Raw genomic sequence first — 20,930 nt, forward strand, 5'->3', positions numbered from 1 at the left:
TGGGGAGCTTTCCCGATCCTTATTTATTTCTTGAGGCCAAATAGTTCTCGCGCCTGGGCCGCTAGAACCACTGAACCCAAGATCAAAACCCCACTTGAAGGCAGCGGGTCGTCAGAAGATTCAGCTAGCTGCGCCGCCAAATCAACCGCATCAACCAGGTTGGTGGCGCTACGCACCCGATCAGAGCCAAAGACGTCGTCGGCAATTTCCACCAGATCATCTAGCTCCATAGCCCGAGGCGAATCCATAGGCACACAAACCACAGCCTCACAGATCGGCTCAAGCTCAGAAAGCACCCCTTCCACGTCCTTATCAGCCATGGCCGCATACACCAGCACCAGGTGCTTTAAGGGGAAAGACTCTTCTAGAGCAGTGCGCAAAGCACTCACGCCGTGGGGGTTGTGGGCCGCGTCCACCAGCACAGTGGGGCTAGTGCGCACCACCTCAAGGCGGCCAGGGCTAGTGACCTGGGCAAAAGCATTTTCAACAATCTGCGCCGGCAAAGCCCTACCACCAAACAGGCTTTCAGCAGCCGCCAGAGCCAGCAGCGCATTGTGGGCCTGATACTGGCCGTGCAAAGGCAAAAACACGTCCTCATAAACCGCTGCGGCCGTCACCAAAGTGAGCATCTGCCCGCCCACAGCAAACTGTCGGCTAGCTACCGCCAGTCCCCCATTTTCACGGGCCAAGCTTTCAGCTTCCAGATCCATGCGGGCATCAAAGCTGACGTAACCACTTACATCCTGTCGCAGCAGGGCGCGCTTATCTGCTACCGCCTGCAAAATCTGGGCTTGGGCCTCCTCAGGCTGGGCCGCAGCAATAACTGTGGCACCAGGTTTGATAATCCCCGACTTTTCGTAAGCAATTTCCTCAATGGTTGAACCCAGCCAGCGCTCATGGTCGCGGCCAATAGGGGTAATCACGGCGGTGGCCTGATCTAGCACATTGGTGGCGTCCCAGCGCCCACCCATACCCACCTCAACAATGGCCACATCCACCGGGTAGTCAGCAAACACGGCGTAAGCCATCACGGTGAGCACTTCAAAGAAACTCATGCGCGGCCCACCGTTTTTAGCGCTGTGGGCGTCAACCAACTCAATTACCGGGGCTACATCCTCCCAGGCAGCAATAAATCCTTCAGCGCTGATGGGCTCCCCATCTAGAGCGATGCGCTCACGGATAGTGTGCAGGTGGGGACTGGTGAAACGGCCCGTGCGCATACCGGTGGCGGCAGCTAGCCGCTCGACCATGCGCGAGGTGGAGGTTTTACCGTTAGTGCCGGTGATGTGTACAGCTTTAAAGGTTTTTTGGGGGTTACCCAAATAGTCTAGGGCCAGCTCCACCCGCTCCAAGGAGGGCTGTACCTTGTGCTCGGGGGCGCGAGACAAAATTTCCGCCTCCACCTGGGCTAGACGCTCACGCACCCCCTGCTCATAGGCGGCGCGGGCTAGGGCTTGGCGGTGGCTGTCCGCTTCGCTTGGCTGGCCCTGATGGCTGTGACTGGGCTCGTCCGCCTGCCCCTCCCAGTCGGCGTCGACGTCGCCCTCAAGGCCTAAAAGCACCTCATCTAAGTCGCCAGTGCCCGCTAGCAGGGAACCCTCCACCAGGGCGCGGATGGCTTGGCGGTCCTCCTCCTCAGCTGCAGCCTGGGCGGCCTGGGCTGATTGCTCACGGCGGGCAGCTTCAGCCACAGAAATCTCGTCAAGCTCCTGGGCGGCTTCCAAATACTCATATAGTTCCGGGTCAATGCCGCGCGGATCTGCTTCACTCATGATGCTAACTTTCTGTGGGTTTTTAGCTATGAAAGCGGGCGAACTGCCGTAGCAGCCCGCCCGCAATAATATCTACAGGCTGGTTCAGATGCTGGACTTGGCTAGCTCAACGCTAACCTCATCACCATCTACCCCAACCACGCTTACGCTGGCAGCGTTGGTCTCAGCGCCAATCAGATCAGCGAAACACTCAGTCCAAGCCGCCTTAGCGGCGGGCACCAGCACCGTCAGGTCAATGGTGTCAGCCACCAGCAGGTCGGCGGCCTTACGCTCATCTTGCACCACACGGATCAGGTCACGGGCCCAGCCTTCAGCTTCCAGCTCCTCATCTAGGGCAGTGTCCAAGATGACGAAAGCACCCGAAGCTAGCGTGGCCGCCACCAGGGAGGGGTCTTCAACCTCGATCTTGGTGGACACGTTTACCGCATCACCGCTTAGCTCCACCGCCTGGTCTGCAACCACGACGCCGGGGAAGCGTACGCCCGTCTCGGTCAGCTCCCACTGGCCAGACTTAACCGCAGCAAACAGCTTGCTGGTGGCCTTACGCACCTGGGGGCTAAAGGACTTGGGGTTAAGCGACACCTCCTGCTTTTGGGTGTAACCAGACTCGTCAGCGTGCAGCAGCTCAACCTGCTTGACGTTAACCTCCTCAGCGATCAGGTCACTAAAGGCAGCCAACGCCTGGGGCTCAGTGCTGGCCACAGTCAACTTACGCAGCGGCTGACGCACACGCAGCTGGTGGGCCTTGCGCAGACCCAGAGCAGCAGACACAGCGGCGCGGGCCTCATCAACGGCACTTACCAGGGCGACGTCGTCAACATAGTCAGGCAAAACCGGCCAGTCAGTTAGGTGCACCGAGCGGCCCCCAGTTAGACCACGCCAAATCTCCTCAGTGGTCAGCGGCGCCAAGGGAGCCATAACCTCAGTCAGCGTACGCAGCACCGTAACCAAAGTGTCGAAAGCCAGCTTCTCGCCGGAGACAAAACGTGAACGTGAAGTGCGCAGATACCAGTTGGTGAGCACATCAATGAATTCACGGATCGAAGCGCAAGCACCGGCTAGGTCATAGCTGCTTAGCTGCTGATCAACCTGGGCGGCTAGCTCCTTAGTCAACGACAGAATGTAGCGGTCCATAACCGCCAGGCGCCCCTGAGGGCCAAACAGGCTCTTGTCGCTCAGGTCCAAGCCGGGCGACACATAACCGCCGTCGCAGGTGGCCGCATACATGTTCAGGAAGTACCAGGTAGACCACAGCGGCAGGTGGATCTGACGCAGCGCATCACGCACCGCCTTTTCCTTAACAATCAGCGTGCCACCACGCATAACCGGGCTGGAAAGCAAAGTCCAACGCATAGCGTCAGCGCCGTCGCGGTTAAAGACAATGTTGACATCGGGGTAGTTACGCAAAGACTTACTCATCTTGGCGCCGTCGTTACCCAGCAAAATTCCGTGTGAAACACACGAGCGGAAAGCCGGACGGTCAAACAGAGCGGTAGCCAGCACGTGCAGGGTGTAGAACCAACCACGAGTCTGGCCGATGTACTCCACAATGAAGTCACCCGGGTAGTGGTTTTCAAACCACTCACGGTTTTCAAAGGGGTAGTGCACCTGGGCGAAAGGCATAGAGCCCGACTCAAACCAGCAGTCAAACACGTCAGAAATACGACGCATAGTGGACTTGCCGGTGGGGTCGTCCGGGTTGGGACGGGTGAGCTGATCAATGAAGGGACGGTGGAAGTTAGTTACCTCCACCCCAAAGTCAGCCTCCAGCTCAGCCTTGGAGCCGTACACATCCACACGCGGATATTCAGGGTTGTCGCTAACCCACACCGGGATAGGGGCACCCCAGAAGCGGTTACGGGAAATAGACCAGTCGCGGGCGCCAGCCAGCCACTTGCCGAAAATACCGTCCTTGATGTGCTCAGGCACCCAGGTGATCTGCTGGTTTAGCTCCACCATGCGCTCGCGGATCTCAGTGACCTTAACGAACCAGGAGCTTACGGCCTTGTACATAAGGGGCTTGCGGCAGCGCCAGCAGTGCGGGTAGGAGTGCACGTAAGACTTCTCACGTACCAGCACGGCGCGGATCTCGGGTGCGCGGCGGGCGATCGGGCCGGCCTGTTCACGCAGGTCAGCCACCACGTAGCGGTTCGCGTCGAAGATCTGCATGCCTTCGTAGTCGCTGACCTCACGGGTGAACATACCGCCCTCATCAACGGGCAGCACCACGCCGATGCCGTACTCCATGCAGGTCCACATGTCGTCTTCACCGAAGGCGGGAGCCTGGTGAACCAGGCCGGTACCGTCAGTGGTGGTCACGTAGTCGGCGGCGATGATCGACCAGCCGTTGGGGCCGGGGGCGGCGCCCTGGGCGCGACGCTCAGGGGTGTCGAAGTAGTCGTAGATGGGGTGGTAGTGCGTGCCTACCAGCTGCGATCCCTTATAGGTGGCGACGACGCTCGGGTCCTCGCCCAGCTCCTTGGCGTAGGCGCCAATTAGGTCTGAAGCGATGATTACGCGCTCACCAGCCAGCTTACTGTTGTGGGCGGCATCGACCTCTACCAGCGAGTACTCAATTTCCGGACCCACCGCAACGGCGGAGTTAGAGGGCAGGGTCCACGGCGTGGTGGTCCAGATCAGTGCCAGCTCAGGGCGCGCAGAGTCTTCACGTAGCTTCTTTTCTAGGCGCAAACCAACCGTGACGGTGTTGTCGGTGCGGTCCTGGTAGACGTCGTCATCCATCTTGAGCTCATGGTTGCTCAGCGGAGTGCGGTCGTTCCAGCAGTAAGGCAGCACGCGGTGACCCTGGTAGGCCAGGCCCTTGTCGTAAAGCTGCTTAAAGGCCCACAGCACCGACTCAGTGTAGTCGGGGTCTAGGGTCTTGTAGTCGTGTTCGAAGTCCACCCAGCGGGCCTGGCGGGTGACGTAGTCTTCCCATTCCTTGGTGTAGCGCAGCACCGAGGAGCGGCAGGCCTCATTGAACTTTTCGATGCCGATGCCGCCGGGGCGGGTGATCTCAGTGACGTCCTCAATGCCTAACTGACGCTGGGCTTCAAGCTCTGCGGGCAGACCGTGGGTATCCCAACCAAAGCGGCGCTCAACGCGGTGACCTTTTTGGGTCTGGAAGCGGCCCACGGCGTCCTTAGCGTAACCAGTGATCAGGTGACCATAGTGGGGCAGACCGTTAGCGAAAGGCGGGCCGTCATAGAAAACGAACTCGTTGTCTCCATTGCGGCCGGTCGCACGGTTTTCAACGCTGGCGCGGAAAGTGTCATCCTGCTTCCAGTAAGCCAGGATTTCTTCCTCAATGCGGGGCAGGTTCGGGGAAGCGGGAACTGCTTGGCCCGGGCGGTGAAGCGGATAGAATGCGTCGCCGTTATGCGCAAAGTTGGACATTTTGCCTCTTGAAGTCCTCGTACGATCCTTGTCACGAGGACGACCCAAGCTAACCCTAAGGCCAGCTTTTAGCCGCGGTACCACCTCGCTTGCCCAGCTAGCCAGCCACGCAAAGCCCGGTGGGGCCTTGCAGCTAGCAGCCAAAGCCGCTTAATTGGCGCTATAACGTTGCGACCGTCCGGTTCTACTAGGGGGCCAGCGCGTTTTGCAGCAGAGCCAACTAGAGCTAACTGCCAGTTAACGCTAACCCCGGTTCTTCCGGAAGCTCACCGGTGATATCCGCGAGTGCGGCCGGGTCAATGCTTATGCCCTAGCATTTTATGGCTAGGTTCTTATGCCTGCCACATTGTAGGGCGTGAGATTACCCGCAAAGTGCCGGCAGTTTAAGTGTGGCTGTGGGGGTTGGTTAAACCGCTGGGGTATTTAAGGCAAGCGTTGCACGTTTAACGTGTGCCTGGTGCGCATCTGGGGCCGTGATCGTGAGAGAATCAGGTTTATGTCTGCAAATTCTTCCACTGGCAACGCACGGTTTTTTGCGTCCCAGACGCACACGCCTAACGCTCCTGCCAAGGTCAGCGCTGATGGCCTAGAGCAGCGTTGGAACGAAACCTGGTCTCAACAGGGCACCTACGACTTTGACCGCAACGCTGAGCGGCATGAAGTGTTTTCTATTGACACTCCCCCGCCCACTGTTTCTGGTTCGCTGCACGTGGGGCACGTTTTTTCTTACTCCCACACTGACACGGTGGCTCGTTACCAGCGTATGCGCGGTAAGGCTGTGTTCTATCCCATGGGTTGGGATGACAATGGTCTGCCTACTGAGCGTCGTGTACAGAACTTCTTTGGGGTTCGCTGCGATCCTTCGCTGCCTTATGTGGAGAATTTTGAGCCCCCGCATGTGGGTGGTGAGGGTAAGTCCATTAAGGCTCGCGATCAGGTGCCCGTTTCGCGCCGTAACTTCGTGGAGCTATGTGAGCGCCTGACTCTTGCAGATGAGAAGCAGTTTGAGGATCTGTGGCGCACTCTTGGTTTGAGTGTGGATTGGTCTTCTACCTACCAGACTATTGGTGAGAGTGCCCGTAAGGTGGCGCAGGCTGCGTTCTTGCGTAACTTGGCGCGTGGTGAGGCTTACCAGGCGCAGGCTCCGGGTCTGTGGGATGTAACTTTCCAGACTGCTGTGGCCCAGGCTGAGTTGGAGAGCCGCGAGTACCCGGGTTTCTACCACCGTTTGGCTTTCCACATTACCGACGCCGAGGTGGCTGCTAAGGCTGCGGCGGCGGGCGCCCCAATTGAAAATGGGGTTGATGTTTATATTGAGACCACTCGCCCTGAGCTGCTGCCGGCTTGTGTGGCTTTGGTGGCTCACCCCGACGACGAGCGCTACCAGCCCCTGTTTGGCACCACGGTTTCTAGCCCGGTGTTTGGGGTTGAGGTGCCGGTGCTGCCTCACCCTGAGGCTGAAAAGGACAAGGGCGCTGGTATTGCTATGTGCTGTACCTTTGGTGACACCACCGATATTGACTGGTGGCGTGACCTGAAGCTGCCTTTGCGTGCGGTACTGCGTAAGGATGGGCGCCTGGAGCTGGAGACCCCTGAGTGGATCACTAGTGAGTCGGGCCGCCAGGTTTATGAGCAGATGGCTGGTAAGACTACTTTCTCTGCCCGCGAGGTGCTGGTTAAGCAGCTGCGTGAAAGCGGTGAGATGAGTGGTGAGCCCACTAAGACGGTGCGTCAGACTAACTTCTTCGAAAAGGGCGACAAGCCTCTGGAGATTGTTACTTCGCGTCAGTGGTACATCCGCAATGGTGGTAAGCCTTGGACTAACCCTGCTAGTGGCAAGGATCTAAACGCTGAGCTGCTAGAGCGCGGCCAGGAGCTTAAGTTCCACCCTGACTTTATGCGCGTGCGCTACGAGAACTGGGTTAAGGGTCTAAACAATGACTGGCTGATTTCGCGTCAGCGTTTCTTTGGGGTGCCTTTCCCGCTGTGGTACCAGGTGGATGCTAACGGCGATGTGGACTACAACGCCATCATCACCCCTGATGAGAGCGCCCTGCCGGTCGACCCCTCTAGTGACGTGCCCGCAGGTTACAGCGCTGAGCAGCGTGGTGTTCCTGGTGGTTTCGTTGGCGAGCTAGACATTATGGACACCTGGGCTACCTCTTCCCTGTCTGCCCAGCTGGTTTCTGGCTGGCTAAACGATGAGGACCTATTCAAGCGGGTTTACCCGATGGATATTCGCCCTCAGGGCCAGGACATTATCCGTACCTGGCTGTTCTCTTCCGTGGTGCGCGCCGACCTTGAGTTTGGCGCTCTGCCCTGGAAGCACGCCGGTATTTCTGGCTGGATCTTGGACTCTGACCACAAGAAGATGAGTAAGTCGAAGGGTAATGTGGTCACCCCCAAGGGCCTGCTGGAAAAGTATGGCTCTGACGCGGTGCGTTACTGGGCTACTTCGGCGCGTCTGGGTCTAGATGCGGCCTTTGAAGAGGCCCAGATTAAGATCGGTCGCCGCCTGGCCATTAAGATCCTTAACGCCTCTAAGTTTGCCCTGTCTATGGGTCTGCCTTGGGACGCCGATGAGGCCACTAAGGCTGCTGCCCCGGCCCCCAGCCTGGATGCTAGCGAGGTCAGCGAGCCGGTTGACCAGGCTGTGCTGCTGGGCTTGGCTGATGTGGTCGACGCCGCCACGGCCGCTTTTGACAACTTCGAGCACGCCCGCGCCCTGGAAGTGGCTGAGTCCTTCTTCTGGACTTTCTGCGACGACTACATTGAGCTGATTAAGGACCGCGCCAACGACTTTGAGGGCAACCACCGCCCCGAGGCCGTACGTAGCGCCCGCACTACCCTAGCTATCGCAGTAGACACCTTCGTGCGTCTGTTCGCCCCGTTCATGCCGTTTGCCACTGAAGAGGTGTGGTCTTGGTACCGCACCGGCAGTGTGCACCGCGCCCCCTGGCCCACCAGCGACTGGCTGCGTGAGGCTGCTAGTGGAGCCGACGTCGAACTAGTGGGCGCCGTCGGACAGGTGCTAGCCAGCCTACGTAAGCTCAAGTCTGAAGCTAAGACCAGCCAGAAGACCCCGATCCTAGAGGTCACCTTGGAGCTGCCCGAGCAGCTAGCTAAGCAGGTGGAGCTGGTGCGCACGGACCTAATTGAAGCCGCCAAGGTAACCGGCGAGTTTACGGTCAACGCCAGCGACAGCTGCGAAAGTGCCACTGTGGTTTCCTCAACTTTGGGGCAGGCCCCAGCTAAGCAGACTCCGGCTAAGCAGACTCCGACCTGGGCCGAGATTTTATTCCCGGATGCCGATAGGAACCGCCAGTAGCCGCGCCATCTGGTAAATCACCCCGTTAAAAGCGGTTGGTGCTCGATTTTGTTCATCGAGTACCAACCGCTTTTATCTATCAAACATAATTTGTAGAATTCCTACAAGGCTAGTAGAACCCTACGTTTTATTTTTTCTGCAATAATGGGGCCGTGACTCAAAGCCCTGCTCAGATTGCTGCCCAAACCTCGTCACCGCTCATTCATGAGCTAGAAGAAACCTGGAGCGTGCCATGGTTGCTGGCCGACCGGGTTAAGCGGCTACCTGACAAGCCGCTGGTGGCCAAGCGTAACGCCGCTGGTGACGGTTGGGATGAGGTAAGCGCCCGCCAATTCCAAAGTGAAGTAGATACCCTAGCGCGCGGCCTAGTTGGTCTAGGTCTAGAAGCTGGTCAGCGCGTGGGCATCATGGCCCACACCTCCTATGAGTGGATGCTTATCGACATGGCGATCTCCCGCGCCGGGCTGGTTAGCGTGCCGATCTATGAAACTTCCTCTTCTGAGCAGATCCAGTGGATTCTAACTAACGCACAGGTGCGTCTAGTTTTCACTGAGAACGCCAAGCTAGCCAAGCTGGTTTACCAGGCCTCCCAGGAAGCTAAGCAGCAGGTTTCGGTGTTCTCCCTGGCTGATGAGGCTATTGCCAAGGTCAACAGCGCCGGCGAGAACATCGACATGGATGTGGTGGAGCAGCGTACCAAGGCTCTGCGTATCGACGACATTTACTCCATCGTTTACACCTCGGGCACCACCGGCCGCCCCAAGGGTGCAGTACTAACCCACCGTAACGCTGCTGGCCTACCCCATAACGGTGTGGACTGGATTCCCCAGGTGCTGCGCGGCGAGGATGTGCGCCTGCTGCTGTTCTTGCCGCTAGCCCACGTCTATGCGCGTTTCTTGCAGCTGCTAGCTATTGGTGGCGACGGCGTGGTGGGCCACTGCGCAAACGTTAAGACCCTGCTACCTGACCTACAGTCTTTCCACCCCACCTACCTGCTATGTGTACCGCGCGTTTTGGAAAAGGTTTACAACGCTGCCGACGCTAAGGCCGGCTCAGGCACCAAGCTGAAGATTTTCCGTTGGGCTGCCAAGGTGGCTATTACCTATTCGCGTGCCCTGGATGAAGGGGGCCCCTCTACTTCTTTGAAGCTCGCCCACCGCGCGGCTGACCGCCTGGTTTACTCCACTTTGCGTTCCATGCTGGGTGGAAACGTACGCTACGTGATTTCTGGTGGCGGCCCGCTAGGTGAGCGTCTGGGTCACTTCTACCGTGGCGTGGGCATGAGCGTGCTTGAAGGCTATGGCCTGACTGAAACCATTGGCCCTGCCACCGTTAACACTGCGGTGCAGTCCAAGATTGGTACTGTTGGCCCGCCGGTTACCGGCAACAGCGTGCGCGTAACCGTAGATGGCGACATTGAAATTAAGGGTATCGGCGTTTTTGCCGGCTACCTGAACAATGATGAAGCCAACGCGGAAGCTTTCACCGCTGACGGCTGGCTGCGCACCGGTGACATTGGTTCGCTCGACGAGGACGGCTACCTGCGTATCACCGGACGCCGCAAGGAACTGATCATTACTGCCGGCGGTAAGAACGTAGCTCCGGCCATTTTGGAAGACCGCCTGCGTGGTCACCCGCTGGTAAGCCAGGTGGTAGTGGTTGGTGACAACCAGCCTTTCATCTCTGCCCTAATCACGCTAGATGCGGACATGCTGCCCCAGTGGCTTAAGAACCACGGCCTAGAAGAGATGAGCGTGGAACAGGCCGCGAAGAACCCTGAGGTACTAGCGGCTCTAGACCGCGCCGTCGAACGCACCAACGAGGCAGTCTCCCGGGCGGAATCTATCCGCTCTTTCCGCGTGCTCACCGATGACTTCACTGAAGCCAATGGTTTGCTTACCCCCTCGCTGAAGGTTAAGCGCGCAGCGGCACTGGCTAAGTATGCGGACGTAGTTGACTCTATCTACGCCTCCAAGGCCAGCTCCATGCCCACCGACTGACGCACAGCACCTGTAAACACCACAGGTAAGTACAGTCAAACACAGGTAACCACAGTCAAATACAGGTAATTTCATCCCTTCCCTATAAAAATAACGCGTATTTTTATAGGGAAGGGATGATTTTAGGTGTAACTGTAAGGGATAGTTCTAGATGTAAATTTTGAGTTCTAGATGTAAACCTTTTGGGTATAACTAGTGGCCGGGCAGATTTTAACTGCAACGACGACGTCGCCCCACTGCCCCAGCCGGCAAGCAGCTACAGGCCGGCAAGCAGTTACATGTAGTTAGTTACCCCGGCCTTTAAGCCGCATAGTCTCACGCCTACCCCGAGTGTTATCCCGGCTAGCAGTGCGTTGAGATTGGCGCGCCAGACGAGCATCACGGTTAAGCTCATTACGCTCAGACTCCCGGCGCATCCGCTGGTAGCGCTCCAACACCTCTGGGCTTAAGTCGCCTTGAGTTAAAGCCTGGCCCACAGCGCAGCCCGGCTCACCACTATGACTACAGTCGCGATAGCGGCATTGCTCAGCCAGGGCAGCGATCTGCGTGAAAGTTTGGTCTACCGCCTCAGCGTCCGGGGTGGCCCCCAAAGCCCTAATTCCAGGGGTGTCAATAATATTTACCTCCCCCTGCAACAGTTGGCGTGAAGTGGTGGTGTGGCGGCCTTTACCATCCGCCGCCCGCACTTTACCGGTAGCGAGGCTGGTCCCTAAAAGCGCATTGGTAAGCGTGGATTTACCCGCACCTGAGCGTCCCACCAGCACTAAAGTATCCCCGGGGATAAAGCTTTCTTTTAGCCTAGCTACCGCCTGGGTGTCGGTGGTGTTTAGCGCCGTCACCGACTCCACCAAGGGCTCGCATTGCTCAATTGCGCCCTGGATTTCTTGGCCCGCCACCAGGTCTGCTTTGGTTAGCACTACCCGCGCCCTGATGGCACTGGCGTGGGCTATTGCCACAAACCGCTCGACCCGCCCAATTGAGAAGGCCGGCTGTAATGGCTCTACGATCACTAGCTCATCTACATTGGCGGCGATGGCCTGGCTGAGCCCAAACCCGCTGGCGGCAGGGCGTTCAATGTAGCTGGTGCGCGGCATGATTTCTACGGCGTGGGCGGCAGCTTCCCCATGGTTTTGTACCGCATCAGCTAGCGCCACCCAGTCACCTACCACCGGGGGCCATAGCGGGTGGTCCGTGCAGTTACCGGGGGTTGCCAGCGTGATAGCGACGACGCCGTCGCCCTTAACGTCTGAGCCTTGCGTTATCTGGGCGCTAAAGGCACCTCGATGCACAGCCACTACCTGCGCTAAGGAAATATCTTCACCGTAGTTCATTTGGGCGACAGCGAAATATGCCTGTACCCGCGCTGTTTTAGTGCTCATCATGTTCTCCCGCTCGCTAAAGCACCCCGGCTAGAGGGCCTCACGCCGTAAACCTTGACGCAACCGTTTCATAGCATGCCAAACCAAACCAACCCCAACCAACGCCCAGGCCGCAGCCACCACTAAATCCATTAACGCAGCGGCAGGGTTTAACACCAAGGCCGGCTGATTAAAGCAGCGCGCTAACGGAGTCACATAACTAAACCAAGACAGCCAAACCGGATAATACTTAACCGGCACAATCACGCCAGTAAAAATCGGCAACAAAGCAGTCACCGTGTTAGCCCCAGCATACGGGTCAGACAAATCTACCCCGATACCACCAGCACCAACCCCTAACAACACCCCGCAAACCAGGGACAAGCCAAACAAGCCCAGCAAACTAGCCAAGTTAGGATGCCCAACCTGCCCCCAAGCCACTAGCCGCACCCCTAACAGGGCGATCACCGCCGTCGTCGTAGCAAAAATAACCGGCACTACCGCCGCAGCTAACCAATAAGCAGCATCAAAACGCCTCCAAGAATGAACCTCTTGGAACACCCCCAAGTGACGGTCCGTTGCCACGCGGCTAACCATCCCCGAACAAATCGCGCTCGTGAAAGACACGCAAGTAGCCACATAAGCAGTACGCAGCAACTGGGTTGAATGCAGATCCGCCCCGAAAAGCAGGCTATAAACAATCTCTAAAACCGGGATCACCAGCAGCGACACCAGGGCCGTACCAAGAGTAGCGAAAATAGTGGAACTCGCCCGGGAAATAGCCACCCCGTCAACCAAGCGCGCCCAAAAATTAGCCGGCCCCATCAAACCACCTCCAAGGTTCCCGCTTTGCAAGCTAACCGCAAGCAACGGCGCCCCAGCACCCAGCCTAAAACCAGCCAAGCAACACTAGTAAGCAGCCAAGCACATGCCTGCGACCAAGAAAAACCATGCACCAGCATCCGGTAAGCACTACTAAGCGGCAGCCCTTTACCCAGCCAAGCCAGCCAGGGCGGCATAGTGGTATCAGTGAAAACAATGCCAGAGACAATCAACACCGGGATCAGTAACAACCCCTCATAGGTGATGGCGTTAGGAGTGAGCACAAAAATCCCGGCCACAACATAACTAACCACCAAACAGGCCACAAAGAAAGCTAACTGGGCCCCCACCAGCGCCAACAACCTACGCCAAGGCGTGAACGTGACATCCCAGTTAAGCACCGCCCAAGTCAGCCAAGCGGTAGGAAAAGCCAGCAAACCAAACAAAGCCGCCGCGCTGACCACGCTCGCTACCGCTTTAAGCGCCCCGATCGGGGCGATCACTAACTGCACCAGGGTGCCTTTAAAACGCTCAAAACCCACAATCCCGGCCGCTGCGGTAACCGTGGTCCACATGCCGATCGACCCACCACGCAGCCAAGCAGCGGTAGGGTCAACCCCGCCCCAAGCACGCTGCGCTAAATACTGGATCAACGTGGTAGTTAAGGTAGCCACCAGCATTAACTGCACGAAATAAGGCACTGAAATAAATTGGCGAAACTGGAAAGCCAACATGCGCAGCATTCTCATTAGCGTGCAAGCCTGTCTGCCATAGCTAAATAAGCCTGTTCCAAGCTGGCCGGACGACACAAGTAATCCGCCGGTAACCGGCCAAACAGGCGTTTAAGCTCTGCTTCTAAGGCCGCAGAGCTTTGGGCTTGAGGCCAGTAGATAGTGTGCAGCCACTGGGCCGATAGCGGCCTGCGTTCGTGTACGACGGCGCCCGGCAGTAACTCGCTTAGCTTCAGGAGGCCATCTTGGGCTGGGGTCAGGGTGAAAGTAGAGCAGCGGTCAAACCCCGCACAGGCGGCAATGTCTTGCACCTGGCCGCTAATAACTAGTTTACCGGCGCCGATCAGGCTGATCTGGTCGGCGAGTTCTTCTACTTCAGCCATGGAATGAGAAGTAAGTAGCACAGCTACCCCTTGACGGGCCAGGCGAGAGACAAGATCACGGATTTCCAGTGATATATCCGGGTCTAAGCCAGTAGTGGGTTCGTCTAGAAACAAGATACGCGGCTCGTGCAGCAGGGCCCGGGCGATGTGTAAACGCTGTTTCATACCACGCGAGAAACCGCTTACTTTAGTGTCAGCGTACTGGGTTAACTGCACGTCTTGCAGTACCTGGGCTACACGCTGGTGACGTTTAGCGCTAGGCACGCCCTGAATATCAGCAAAGAAACACAGGTTTTGTTGCGCGCTAGCACGCGGGTAGAAACCTAGATCCCCACCCAACACCAGCCCTAATTTACGTCGGGCACTGGTTGGGTTTTTAACCGCATCCACGCCAGCGATTTTGACGCTACCACTATCTGGCTGTAGGAGCGTGGTCAACATTTTAACGGTAGTAGTTTTACCTGCACCGTTAGGGCCTAACAGGGCATGAATCTGGCCGTAGTTAATATCCAGGCTTAATCCGTTAACAGCCACAAACTTGCCCTTGTTGAAGCTGCGTTTAAGATCGCGAGCTTCCACCGCAATATCTGCCATATTAAAACTCACCTATATGTTTAATACCCAACACATCAGAGCGTCTTAACTCTAATACCAAGTTCGCTTCTTTGTCGCGTCCCATCTTATGAAGAGCTGCAACCATTACTTCACGTAAACGAGCAACTGAACCAATAGCACCAATTGATGCCATGTAACCAACTGCTATTGGAGCCAATTTGCAAACTTCTTTATAATCGCCAGATATATAACGCATTAATACATATTCGGCCAATGCTTCCGGATAGTAATCATAAGCCACATTATGAGTTTGCTCAAGATTATCGCGAAGAACTGCGCTAGCATCTTCGAACTGACCTAATCGAGTGAGAAGTTGAGCTTTATTAATGAGTATTTGACTACGATACCTACCGGCACGAGAAGCAACATCAACACAAACTTCAGATAAATCAAATCTAGACAAAGAATCTAATGCTTTATGCAAAACAATAGATTCATTTCCTGAATGCATTTTAACTTCAATCAAAGCTTGAAGATTGTAGAAAAGTGCTAAATCTAGTATTGAACCCGCATCAGAATTCAGATAAAGATCATAGCCGCGTTGCAGCTCTCTCTGCGCAAGATCTGGATTACCCAGACGTTTTAGATAGAATGCAGCTTTTCGATGCACCGCACCATATGCTTGCGAAGATCCAGAAGCAGCATTTTCTGCTCTCTCAAAAGTAACAGTCGCACTTTCGTCTGCGACTGCAGAATAGACACTCCCGAGGATAATTAACGTTTCATAATTATGGATTAAACTGGCGTTCTCAGAACGACCCTTGAGACCTTTCACAACCGCGTGATAGTTCCCAAAAAACATAACTAGAGAGTCAACAACAGAAGCCAATGCATCATCACTGGAAGCTGATACTGCTTTCACCAGAGCATCCTCTGCCACAGTTTTCGAGCCAGCAATTTCAACGTGAGCTTTATAAAATTTTAAAGGATCAGGAAAATACCTAACACCTAAATCTGTAACATATACCGGAGCGGCCACAGTCCTAACACGAGGAGCTGGCAACCCGCTCAGGGCAGAATGCACTATATTTACTCGTTCCGCAAGTGCCGGAGATACCGGTTTTCCACTAATACCTCTGTACAGCGATTCTACACTAGCTAAAACTTCAGACATTAGTGTGTCACCTCAATCTCCGACACCCACGAAACTATCTATTCACAGCCCAGGGGTCCCGTGATTCCAGCCCTGCATCATCTCACCAAAGATTTTTGCAGTAGCTACATCAATCATCTCAGTAACCTGTTCGATATCTTTATCTTTCATAATCGAAAGCTCCTCATATACATCATGAGATCAGATTTAATCTCAAGTTGAGCATAACCTAACATAGCGACACATGGCAAGCATCATTTTAGGAAGGTGACACATTGACAGCAGAACACCAACTACCCTCATATTTGTCATAGCACAGTGTCAAATTTGAATAGAACGTTCCAAAAAACGTTCTAACCAGGGCGGGCGCCGTCGCCAAACCCTAAGCAGCCCGGCACCCAGCGCCGTCGCCACAGCCTCAGCACCCCGCCGAGCAGCCGTCGCTACCGCCGAGCCCCTACCCCACCAGCACGTACGGGGGGTCAGCCAAAAAACTTCCGCGCAGGAAATTTTCCAAAACAGGTTGCAGATCACAAAAAGAGTGTTACTATTTCGGCACTGGAGTTATGAAAGCTCCTTTCAAAACCTTCGGCGATGACGCCCAGCCACCGCCTTCCATCAGTGAAGATTGGACGGACATGAGCACCGCTCACCCGGGTCTAGCTAGCGCTATAGACTCCAACGCTAACTTGCCAGTAGTTTGCCCCATCTCCCTCACGGCGCGCCAAGCCCGCATCGCGGCCACCGCCGTCGACCAAATGCGCTTTAACGGCACCACCACCATCCAAAAAATCGCCACCTTAACCGGAACCAGCCACACTACCGCCGGCATCCTACTTAAACAGCTAGCCAACTTTGGGCTAGTACACACTGACTCGGTAGCCAAATCCCAAGGCGGACGCCCTGCCCGCAACCTGGCCATCAGCCCCAAAGCTGGCCTAGTAATAGGCATTGACCTGCGCAGCAATGACCTAATCATTGCCGCTATGACACTGGCCGGCAACGTAATCACCTGCCAACGCGCCCCCATCACCCGCAGCAACGCCAACCAGCGCTTAGAGCAGCTGTGCTCAATAATTGAAGATTTCACCCGGCCACTAATTAAAAGCTACGGCCCGCTTTGCGCCATCGGCATGTCCACCACCGGCATTATCACCCCCACCGGCCGCGTAGACCGCTCAGATCAGGTGCCGGTTTTTGACAACTTCCCCCTCGGCCACCACCTGCGTATGCGTTTTGGGGTTAATGTGCGCATCGAAAACGATATTAACTGCGCAGCCTGGGGAGAATTTGCCACCCGCACCCAAAACGGCACCCTAGAGTCAAATGATGACCTGCTGTTCGTTGACCTAGTTGAAGGCTTAAACACCGGGCTGATCATGAACGGTCAGCTCCACCGTGGGCGCACCTACAACGCCGGCGAAATCATGGACGCGCTGCCCTGGCATGAACAAAGCGATAAGCCCACGCGCAAGCAAATGCTAACCGACATAGTAGGCCCCCTGGCCCTAGTGGTAGACCCCAGCACCGTGGTGGTTTCACTGCCAATTAACAGCAGCTTTTCAGCCCAGCAGCTACGTCAAGAACTTTCACGCACCCTGCCCCAAGGGGCCCCGGCCCTAAATGTAGAAGCCAGCCTACACGGGCCCTGCGCCCCCACCGTGGGGGCACTGGCACTGGCACTTGAACAAGCAGATAAACGAATTTTGGCAGCACACACCACCACCTACGCCCCTACTTCCTGCGCGCAGCTAGTGCCCGCCTGCCAAATCCCTAACCCCAAAGAGAGGTCATAATGAACACTTCAACCCTGCGGGTAGGCGTAGTTGGTGTGGGGGCACGCTCCCACTTAGCTCTAAACGCCGAAAAAGGCCCAGTCAGCGCTAAGATCGTGGCCGCCTGTGAACCCAGCCCTCTGGCGCGGACGCGGGTAAGTCAGCGTCTAGAACGCGACCCAGACTCCCTAGTGCTAACCGAAAACCTGGGTGATTTCATTGCCGCTGACCTAGACATTGCCTTTGTCACCAGCCCCGATGACACCCACGCTGATATCACCTGCCAGCTACTCGAAGCCGGCGTGGCCGTGTACCTGGAAAAGCCGCTAGCTATCACTATGGAAGGCGCCACCCAGGTGCTGCGCACCGCCTATGAGACGGGCACAAAACTCTATGTGGGCCACAATATGCGCCATATGAATGTGGTTCGCGAAATGCGTGACATTATTCGCTCTGGCCGCATTGGTGAAGTAAAAACTATTTGGTGCCGCCACTTTGTGGGCACGGGCGGAGATTTCTATTTTAAAGACTGGCACGCCACACGCGAGCACGGCACCGGTTTACTACTACAAAAAGCTGCCCATGACATTGATGTAATGCATTGGCTAGCTAATTCCCACACCAATGATGTGGTGGCTATGGGTGATTTAATGGTTTATAACCAGGTCACTGATCGAGCCGATAATTCTCACCTGCTTATGGGTGACTGGTTTGATAACAGCAATTGGCCGCCGCTATCACAAAAGGGTCTAAACCCAGTTATTGATGTGGAAGATGTTTCCATGATGCTTATGCGCATGGAGTCCGGGGTGCTGGCCTCTTACGAGCAGTGCCACTTCGCTCCCGATTATTGGCGTAATTACACGGTAATTGGCACCGAGGGGCGCATTGAAAACTTCGGTGACGGCGAGGGCGGTCACATTAAAATTTGGGATAAGCGCGTGCCTACATATTTTGATCTCGACGGCGCCGAGCAGGTCCCGATTTTAGGTGACGCCGGCGGTCACAGCGACGCCGATCAGCTTACCGTAAATGAATTCATTAACTTTGTGGTTAATGACAGCCCCACCGACACTTCCCCACTAGGAGCTTGGTATGCGGTGGCCGCCGGAATTTTAGCCACCGAGTCTTTACGCAACGGTTCAACTCCGCGCCGCGTGCCCCAGCTTGAGAGCGCATTAATTAAATACTTTAACAACAACCAAGTCGGTTAAAGACTTCATTTACGCTGCCGCGTGCAGCAATTGACCACCACAATAACCACCACAATCAGGTAAAGGAGCCCACAATGTTTACTCGCCGATCATTTCTAAGTGCCGCTGGCGCTTTAGCGGTTGCGGCCACTTTAGCGGCCTGCGGTAGCGACGACGCCGGTGACGGCGGCGCCCTAACCAAAGACACCAAGGCCGAGCTGACCTTAGCTTACTGGGACAAGAACCAGACCCCCACGGTCCAAGCCGGGGTTAAGGCCTTTAACGAAAAGTACCCCAACATCAAGGTGACCCTATCCTTGACTGCTTTCAAGGACTACTTCACCAAGCTGCGCACCCAGGCTGAAGGCGACAAGCTACCTGACGTGTTCTGGATGAACGGCCCCAACGCCAAGCTCTACGCCACCAACAACAAGCTGGCTGCCCTTGACGATCTTAAGGACGTGGACTGGTCTAAGTACCCCCGTGCCTTGGCCGATATCTACTCGGTTAAGTCCAAGCACTACGGCATCCCCAAGGATTACGACACCATTGCCGTGTGGGTTAACAAGAAGCTGTTTGCCGCAGCCGGAGTGGAACTACCTAAGGCGGATTGGACCTGGGAGGACTTCCACAAGGCCGCTAAGGCCATTTCTGACTCAGGTAAGGCCTACGGCGTCGTCGGCGACGTAATTGGCGGCGGGCAGGAAACCTACTACAACACCATTGCCCAGGCCGGCGGCTACGTAATCAAGGACGGCAAGTCTGGTTACGGCCAGCCTGAGGCCATTAAGGGCCTAGAGATTTGGGCTGAGCTGATCAAGGACGGCTCTATGCCCAAGATTCAGGTTATGACTGACACTAAGCCTGACGACCTATTCAAGAATGACAAGGCCGCCATGTACTGGGCTGGTTCCTGGCAGGCCAACGTGTTCAAGACCGAGTACAAGGACACCGCTAACTTGCAGGTGGTGCCGCTACCTAAAGACAAGCAGCAGGGCAGCGTAATTCACGGCCTAGCCTATGTGGCCTCTGCTGGCTCCAAGCACCTGGCCGCCGCTAAGGCCCTGGTGGCAGTGATGGCTTCGAAGGAAGTTCAGGAAATTGAGGCCACTAACGGCACCGCTATCCCCGCTTACGAGGGCGCCGCTGAGAAGTGGACCAAGCTGGTTGAGGGCTGGGACCTGAAGGTTTACACCGACGCCGCCGAAAAGTACGCGGTAGCCTACCCGGTCTCGATTAACACCGCCGCTTGGAACAAGAAGGAAGTGGAGATTTTGGTGCCCGCCTTTGAGGGCAAGACTCCCGTTGCGCAGGCCGCTAAGCAGCTGGCCAGCGAAATGGATGCGTTGCTAGCCAAGGAAAAGCAGTAAACCTGCTAGCTAGCAAATAATGGTGGGTGGCATTTAGTAGCGCCCTTAGTGAAAGCTAGATTCACTAGGGCCGCCCTCCCCTACTTAAATGCCACCCACCGCCTATTACTTATATGCATTAGTTACCGGTGAGTGAATATGAAAACTGCTAAAGCACCTAACGCTAAGGTGGCTAGGCCGGTTAAAGGTAAAGGTGGCATCTGGCCCTGGCTGTTTGTAGCCCCACTACTTAGCGGTGTAGCTATCTTCTACTACTACCCTATTATCAAAAACTTCTACCTGTCTTTTACTAGGTCTGATGCTTTTGGTGGCTCTGCTAAATGGGTTGGTTTAGAAAACTACACGGACCTGTTTAACCGCCCTGATTTAGCCTCGGCTACTATCAACACAATTATCTACACCCTGGCAGTGGTGGCCTCGATTATCATCTCTGTGCTGATCGCAGCCTTAATTGAGCTACCGGGGCTACGCGGGGTGCGGTTTTATCGCACCGTGTTCTTTATGCCTTATCTGGCCATGCCAATCGCGGTCAGCCAGGTTTGGAAGATCATTTTCAACGGTAACTTTGGCCTGTTTAACCAGATGCTTAAAGGTTTGGGGGTAAGTAACCCACCCTACTGGCTATCCACCCCTGGCTTTGCTGGCTCTTCATAATTGAGGGTGTAGTTGGGGTCTGAATCCTCCGGTTTCGAGGAGGCAGCGGGCGATGTAGTTGGTGAGGTTGCGGAACCCAAGAGCGGATCCGCGTAGATGTTCAAGGCGCCCGTTGATAGCTTCGGTAGGGCCATTGGAGGTGTGGGGATGATCGAAGTAGGCCAGGATGTCCCTGGATCGGCGTTTGAGTGTCCTGCCCAGCGTAATGAGCTCTCTCAGACCCCTCGGTACACGCGTGCAGGTCAGTGTATTAATTTCGGCTTGCATCATGGCCTTGCCCGCAGCCGTGTCGGGCGCGCGGTAGGCATCAATGATGTTCTGGTAGGCACTCCAAGTGACCTCGAGTGCGACGTGGCAATCGCTGGCGAACAGGTCGAGTAGTTGGTGCTGCTGACGCGGCGTGAGCAGGCAAGGATCGTGGGTGTGGTTAAACCATTCCC

At 55.9% G+C, this 20,930-nt stretch carries 13 protein-coding genes and 1 pseudogene; 6 read left to right on the plus strand and 8 right to left on the minus strand.

Annotated features, from left to right (window positions below):
* Positions 1–23: 23 nt before the first annotated feature.
* Together HMPREF0045_RS03225 and ileS are read right to left on the minus strand one after the other, a co-directional pair.
* Positions 24–1,772, minus strand: a complete 1,749-nt coding sequence (locus HMPREF0045_RS03225; protein WP_005985458.1) for a bifunctional folylpolyglutamate synthase/dihydrofolate synthase — start codon at positions 1,770–1,772, stop codon at positions 24–26.
* 84 nt (positions 1,773–1,856) lie between these two features.
* Entirely contained in the window at positions 1,857–5,168 is a 3,312-nt protein-coding gene (gene ileS / locus HMPREF0045_RS03230; protein ID WP_005985459.1) for an isoleucine--tRNA ligase, read from the minus strand.
* A gap of 496 nt (positions 5,169–5,664) precedes the next feature.
* Between ileS and valS the strand changes: the two genes are divergently transcribed.
* Both valS and HMPREF0045_RS03240 read left to right on the plus strand, forming a co-directional pair.
* On the plus strand, positions 5,665–8,496 hold the full coding sequence (gene valS, locus HMPREF0045_RS03235) for a valine--tRNA ligase (protein ID WP_005985461.1): 2,832 nt from the start codon (positions 5,665–5,667) through the stop codon (positions 8,494–8,496).
* 152 nt (positions 8,497–8,648) lie between these two features.
* Entirely contained in the window at positions 8,649–10,496 is a 1,848-nt protein-coding gene (locus HMPREF0045_RS03240) for an AMP-dependent synthetase/ligase (protein WP_005985463.1), read from the plus strand.
* Between the two features lie 284 nt (positions 10,497–10,780).
* On the opposite strand, the gene rsgA is transcribed toward HMPREF0045_RS03240, so the two are convergent.
* The 5 genes from rsgA to HMPREF0045_RS10395 are packed head-to-tail and all read right to left on the minus strand — an operon-like array spanning position 10,781 to position 15,519.
* A complete protein-coding gene (gene rsgA / locus HMPREF0045_RS03245; protein ID WP_005985465.1) occupies positions 10,781–11,875 on the minus strand; it encodes a ribosome small subunit-dependent GTPase A in 1,095 nt (364 codons plus the stop codon).
* Positions 11,876–11,905: 30 nt separating this feature from the next.
* Positions 11,906–12,679, minus strand: a complete 774-nt coding sequence (locus HMPREF0045_RS03250) for an ABC transporter permease (protein WP_005985466.1) — start codon at positions 12,677–12,679, stop codon at positions 11,906–11,908.
* Positions 12,679–13,410, minus strand: a complete 732-nt coding sequence (locus HMPREF0045_RS03255; RefSeq protein WP_005985467.1) for an ABC transporter permease — start codon at positions 13,408–13,410, stop codon at positions 12,679–12,681. Before HMPREF0045_RS03255 ends, HMPREF0045_RS03250 begins: the two co-directional genes overlap by 1 nt.
* A gap of 14 nt (positions 13,411–13,424) precedes the next feature.
* Positions 13,425–14,384: an ABC transporter ATP-binding protein gene (locus tag HMPREF0045_RS03260; RefSeq protein WP_005985468.1), complete on the minus strand. Its 960-nt coding sequence runs from the start codon at positions 14,382–14,384 to the stop codon at positions 13,425–13,427.
* Between the two features lies 1 nt (position 14,385).
* A complete protein-coding gene (locus HMPREF0045_RS10395; RefSeq protein WP_005985469.1) occupies positions 14,386–15,519 on the minus strand; it encodes a hypothetical protein in 1,134 nt (377 codons plus the stop codon).
* A gap of 545 nt (positions 15,520–16,064) precedes the next feature.
* Here HMPREF0045_RS10395 and HMPREF0045_RS03265 point away from each other — a divergent pair.
* From HMPREF0045_RS03265 to HMPREF0045_RS03280, 4 genes are all read left to right on the plus strand, one after another.
* Positions 16,065–17,294, plus strand: coding sequence for an ROK family protein (locus tag HMPREF0045_RS03265; RefSeq protein WP_005985471.1), 1,230 nt, complete (start codon positions 16,065–16,067; stop codon positions 17,292–17,294).
* The gene (locus HMPREF0045_RS03270; RefSeq protein ID WP_005985472.1) at positions 17,294–18,487 is read left to right on the plus strand and encodes a Gfo/Idh/MocA family protein; all 1,194 of its coding nucleotides are present in this window, start codon (positions 17,294–17,296) and stop codon (positions 18,485–18,487) included. The genes HMPREF0045_RS03265 and HMPREF0045_RS03270 overlap by 1 nt, the downstream gene beginning before the upstream one ends.
* A 74-nt stretch (positions 18,488–18,561) precedes the next feature.
* Entirely contained in the window at positions 18,562–19,836 is a 1,275-nt protein-coding gene (locus HMPREF0045_RS03275; RefSeq protein WP_005985474.1) for an ABC transporter substrate-binding protein, read from the plus strand.
* A gap of 138 nt (positions 19,837–19,974) precedes the next feature.
* Positions 19,975–20,490 (plus strand): carbohydrate ABC transporter permease, encoded by a 516-nt coding sequence (locus HMPREF0045_RS03280; protein ID WP_005985476.1) that lies wholly within the window; start codon positions 19,975–19,977, stop codon positions 20,488–20,490.
* Here HMPREF0045_RS03280 and HMPREF0045_RS10915 read toward each other — a convergent pair.
* Positions 20,485–20,930 (minus strand): annotated as a pseudogene (locus tag HMPREF0045_RS10915) (transposase); the annotation flags it as partial. The gene HMPREF0045_RS03280 and the pseudogene HMPREF0045_RS10915 overlap by 6 nt on opposite strands.

Source organism: Actinomyces graevenitzii C83 (genome assembly GCF_000239695.1).
Classification (GTDB): Bacteria; Actinomycetota; Actinomycetes; order Actinomycetales; family Actinomycetaceae; genus Actinomyces; species Actinomyces graevenitzii.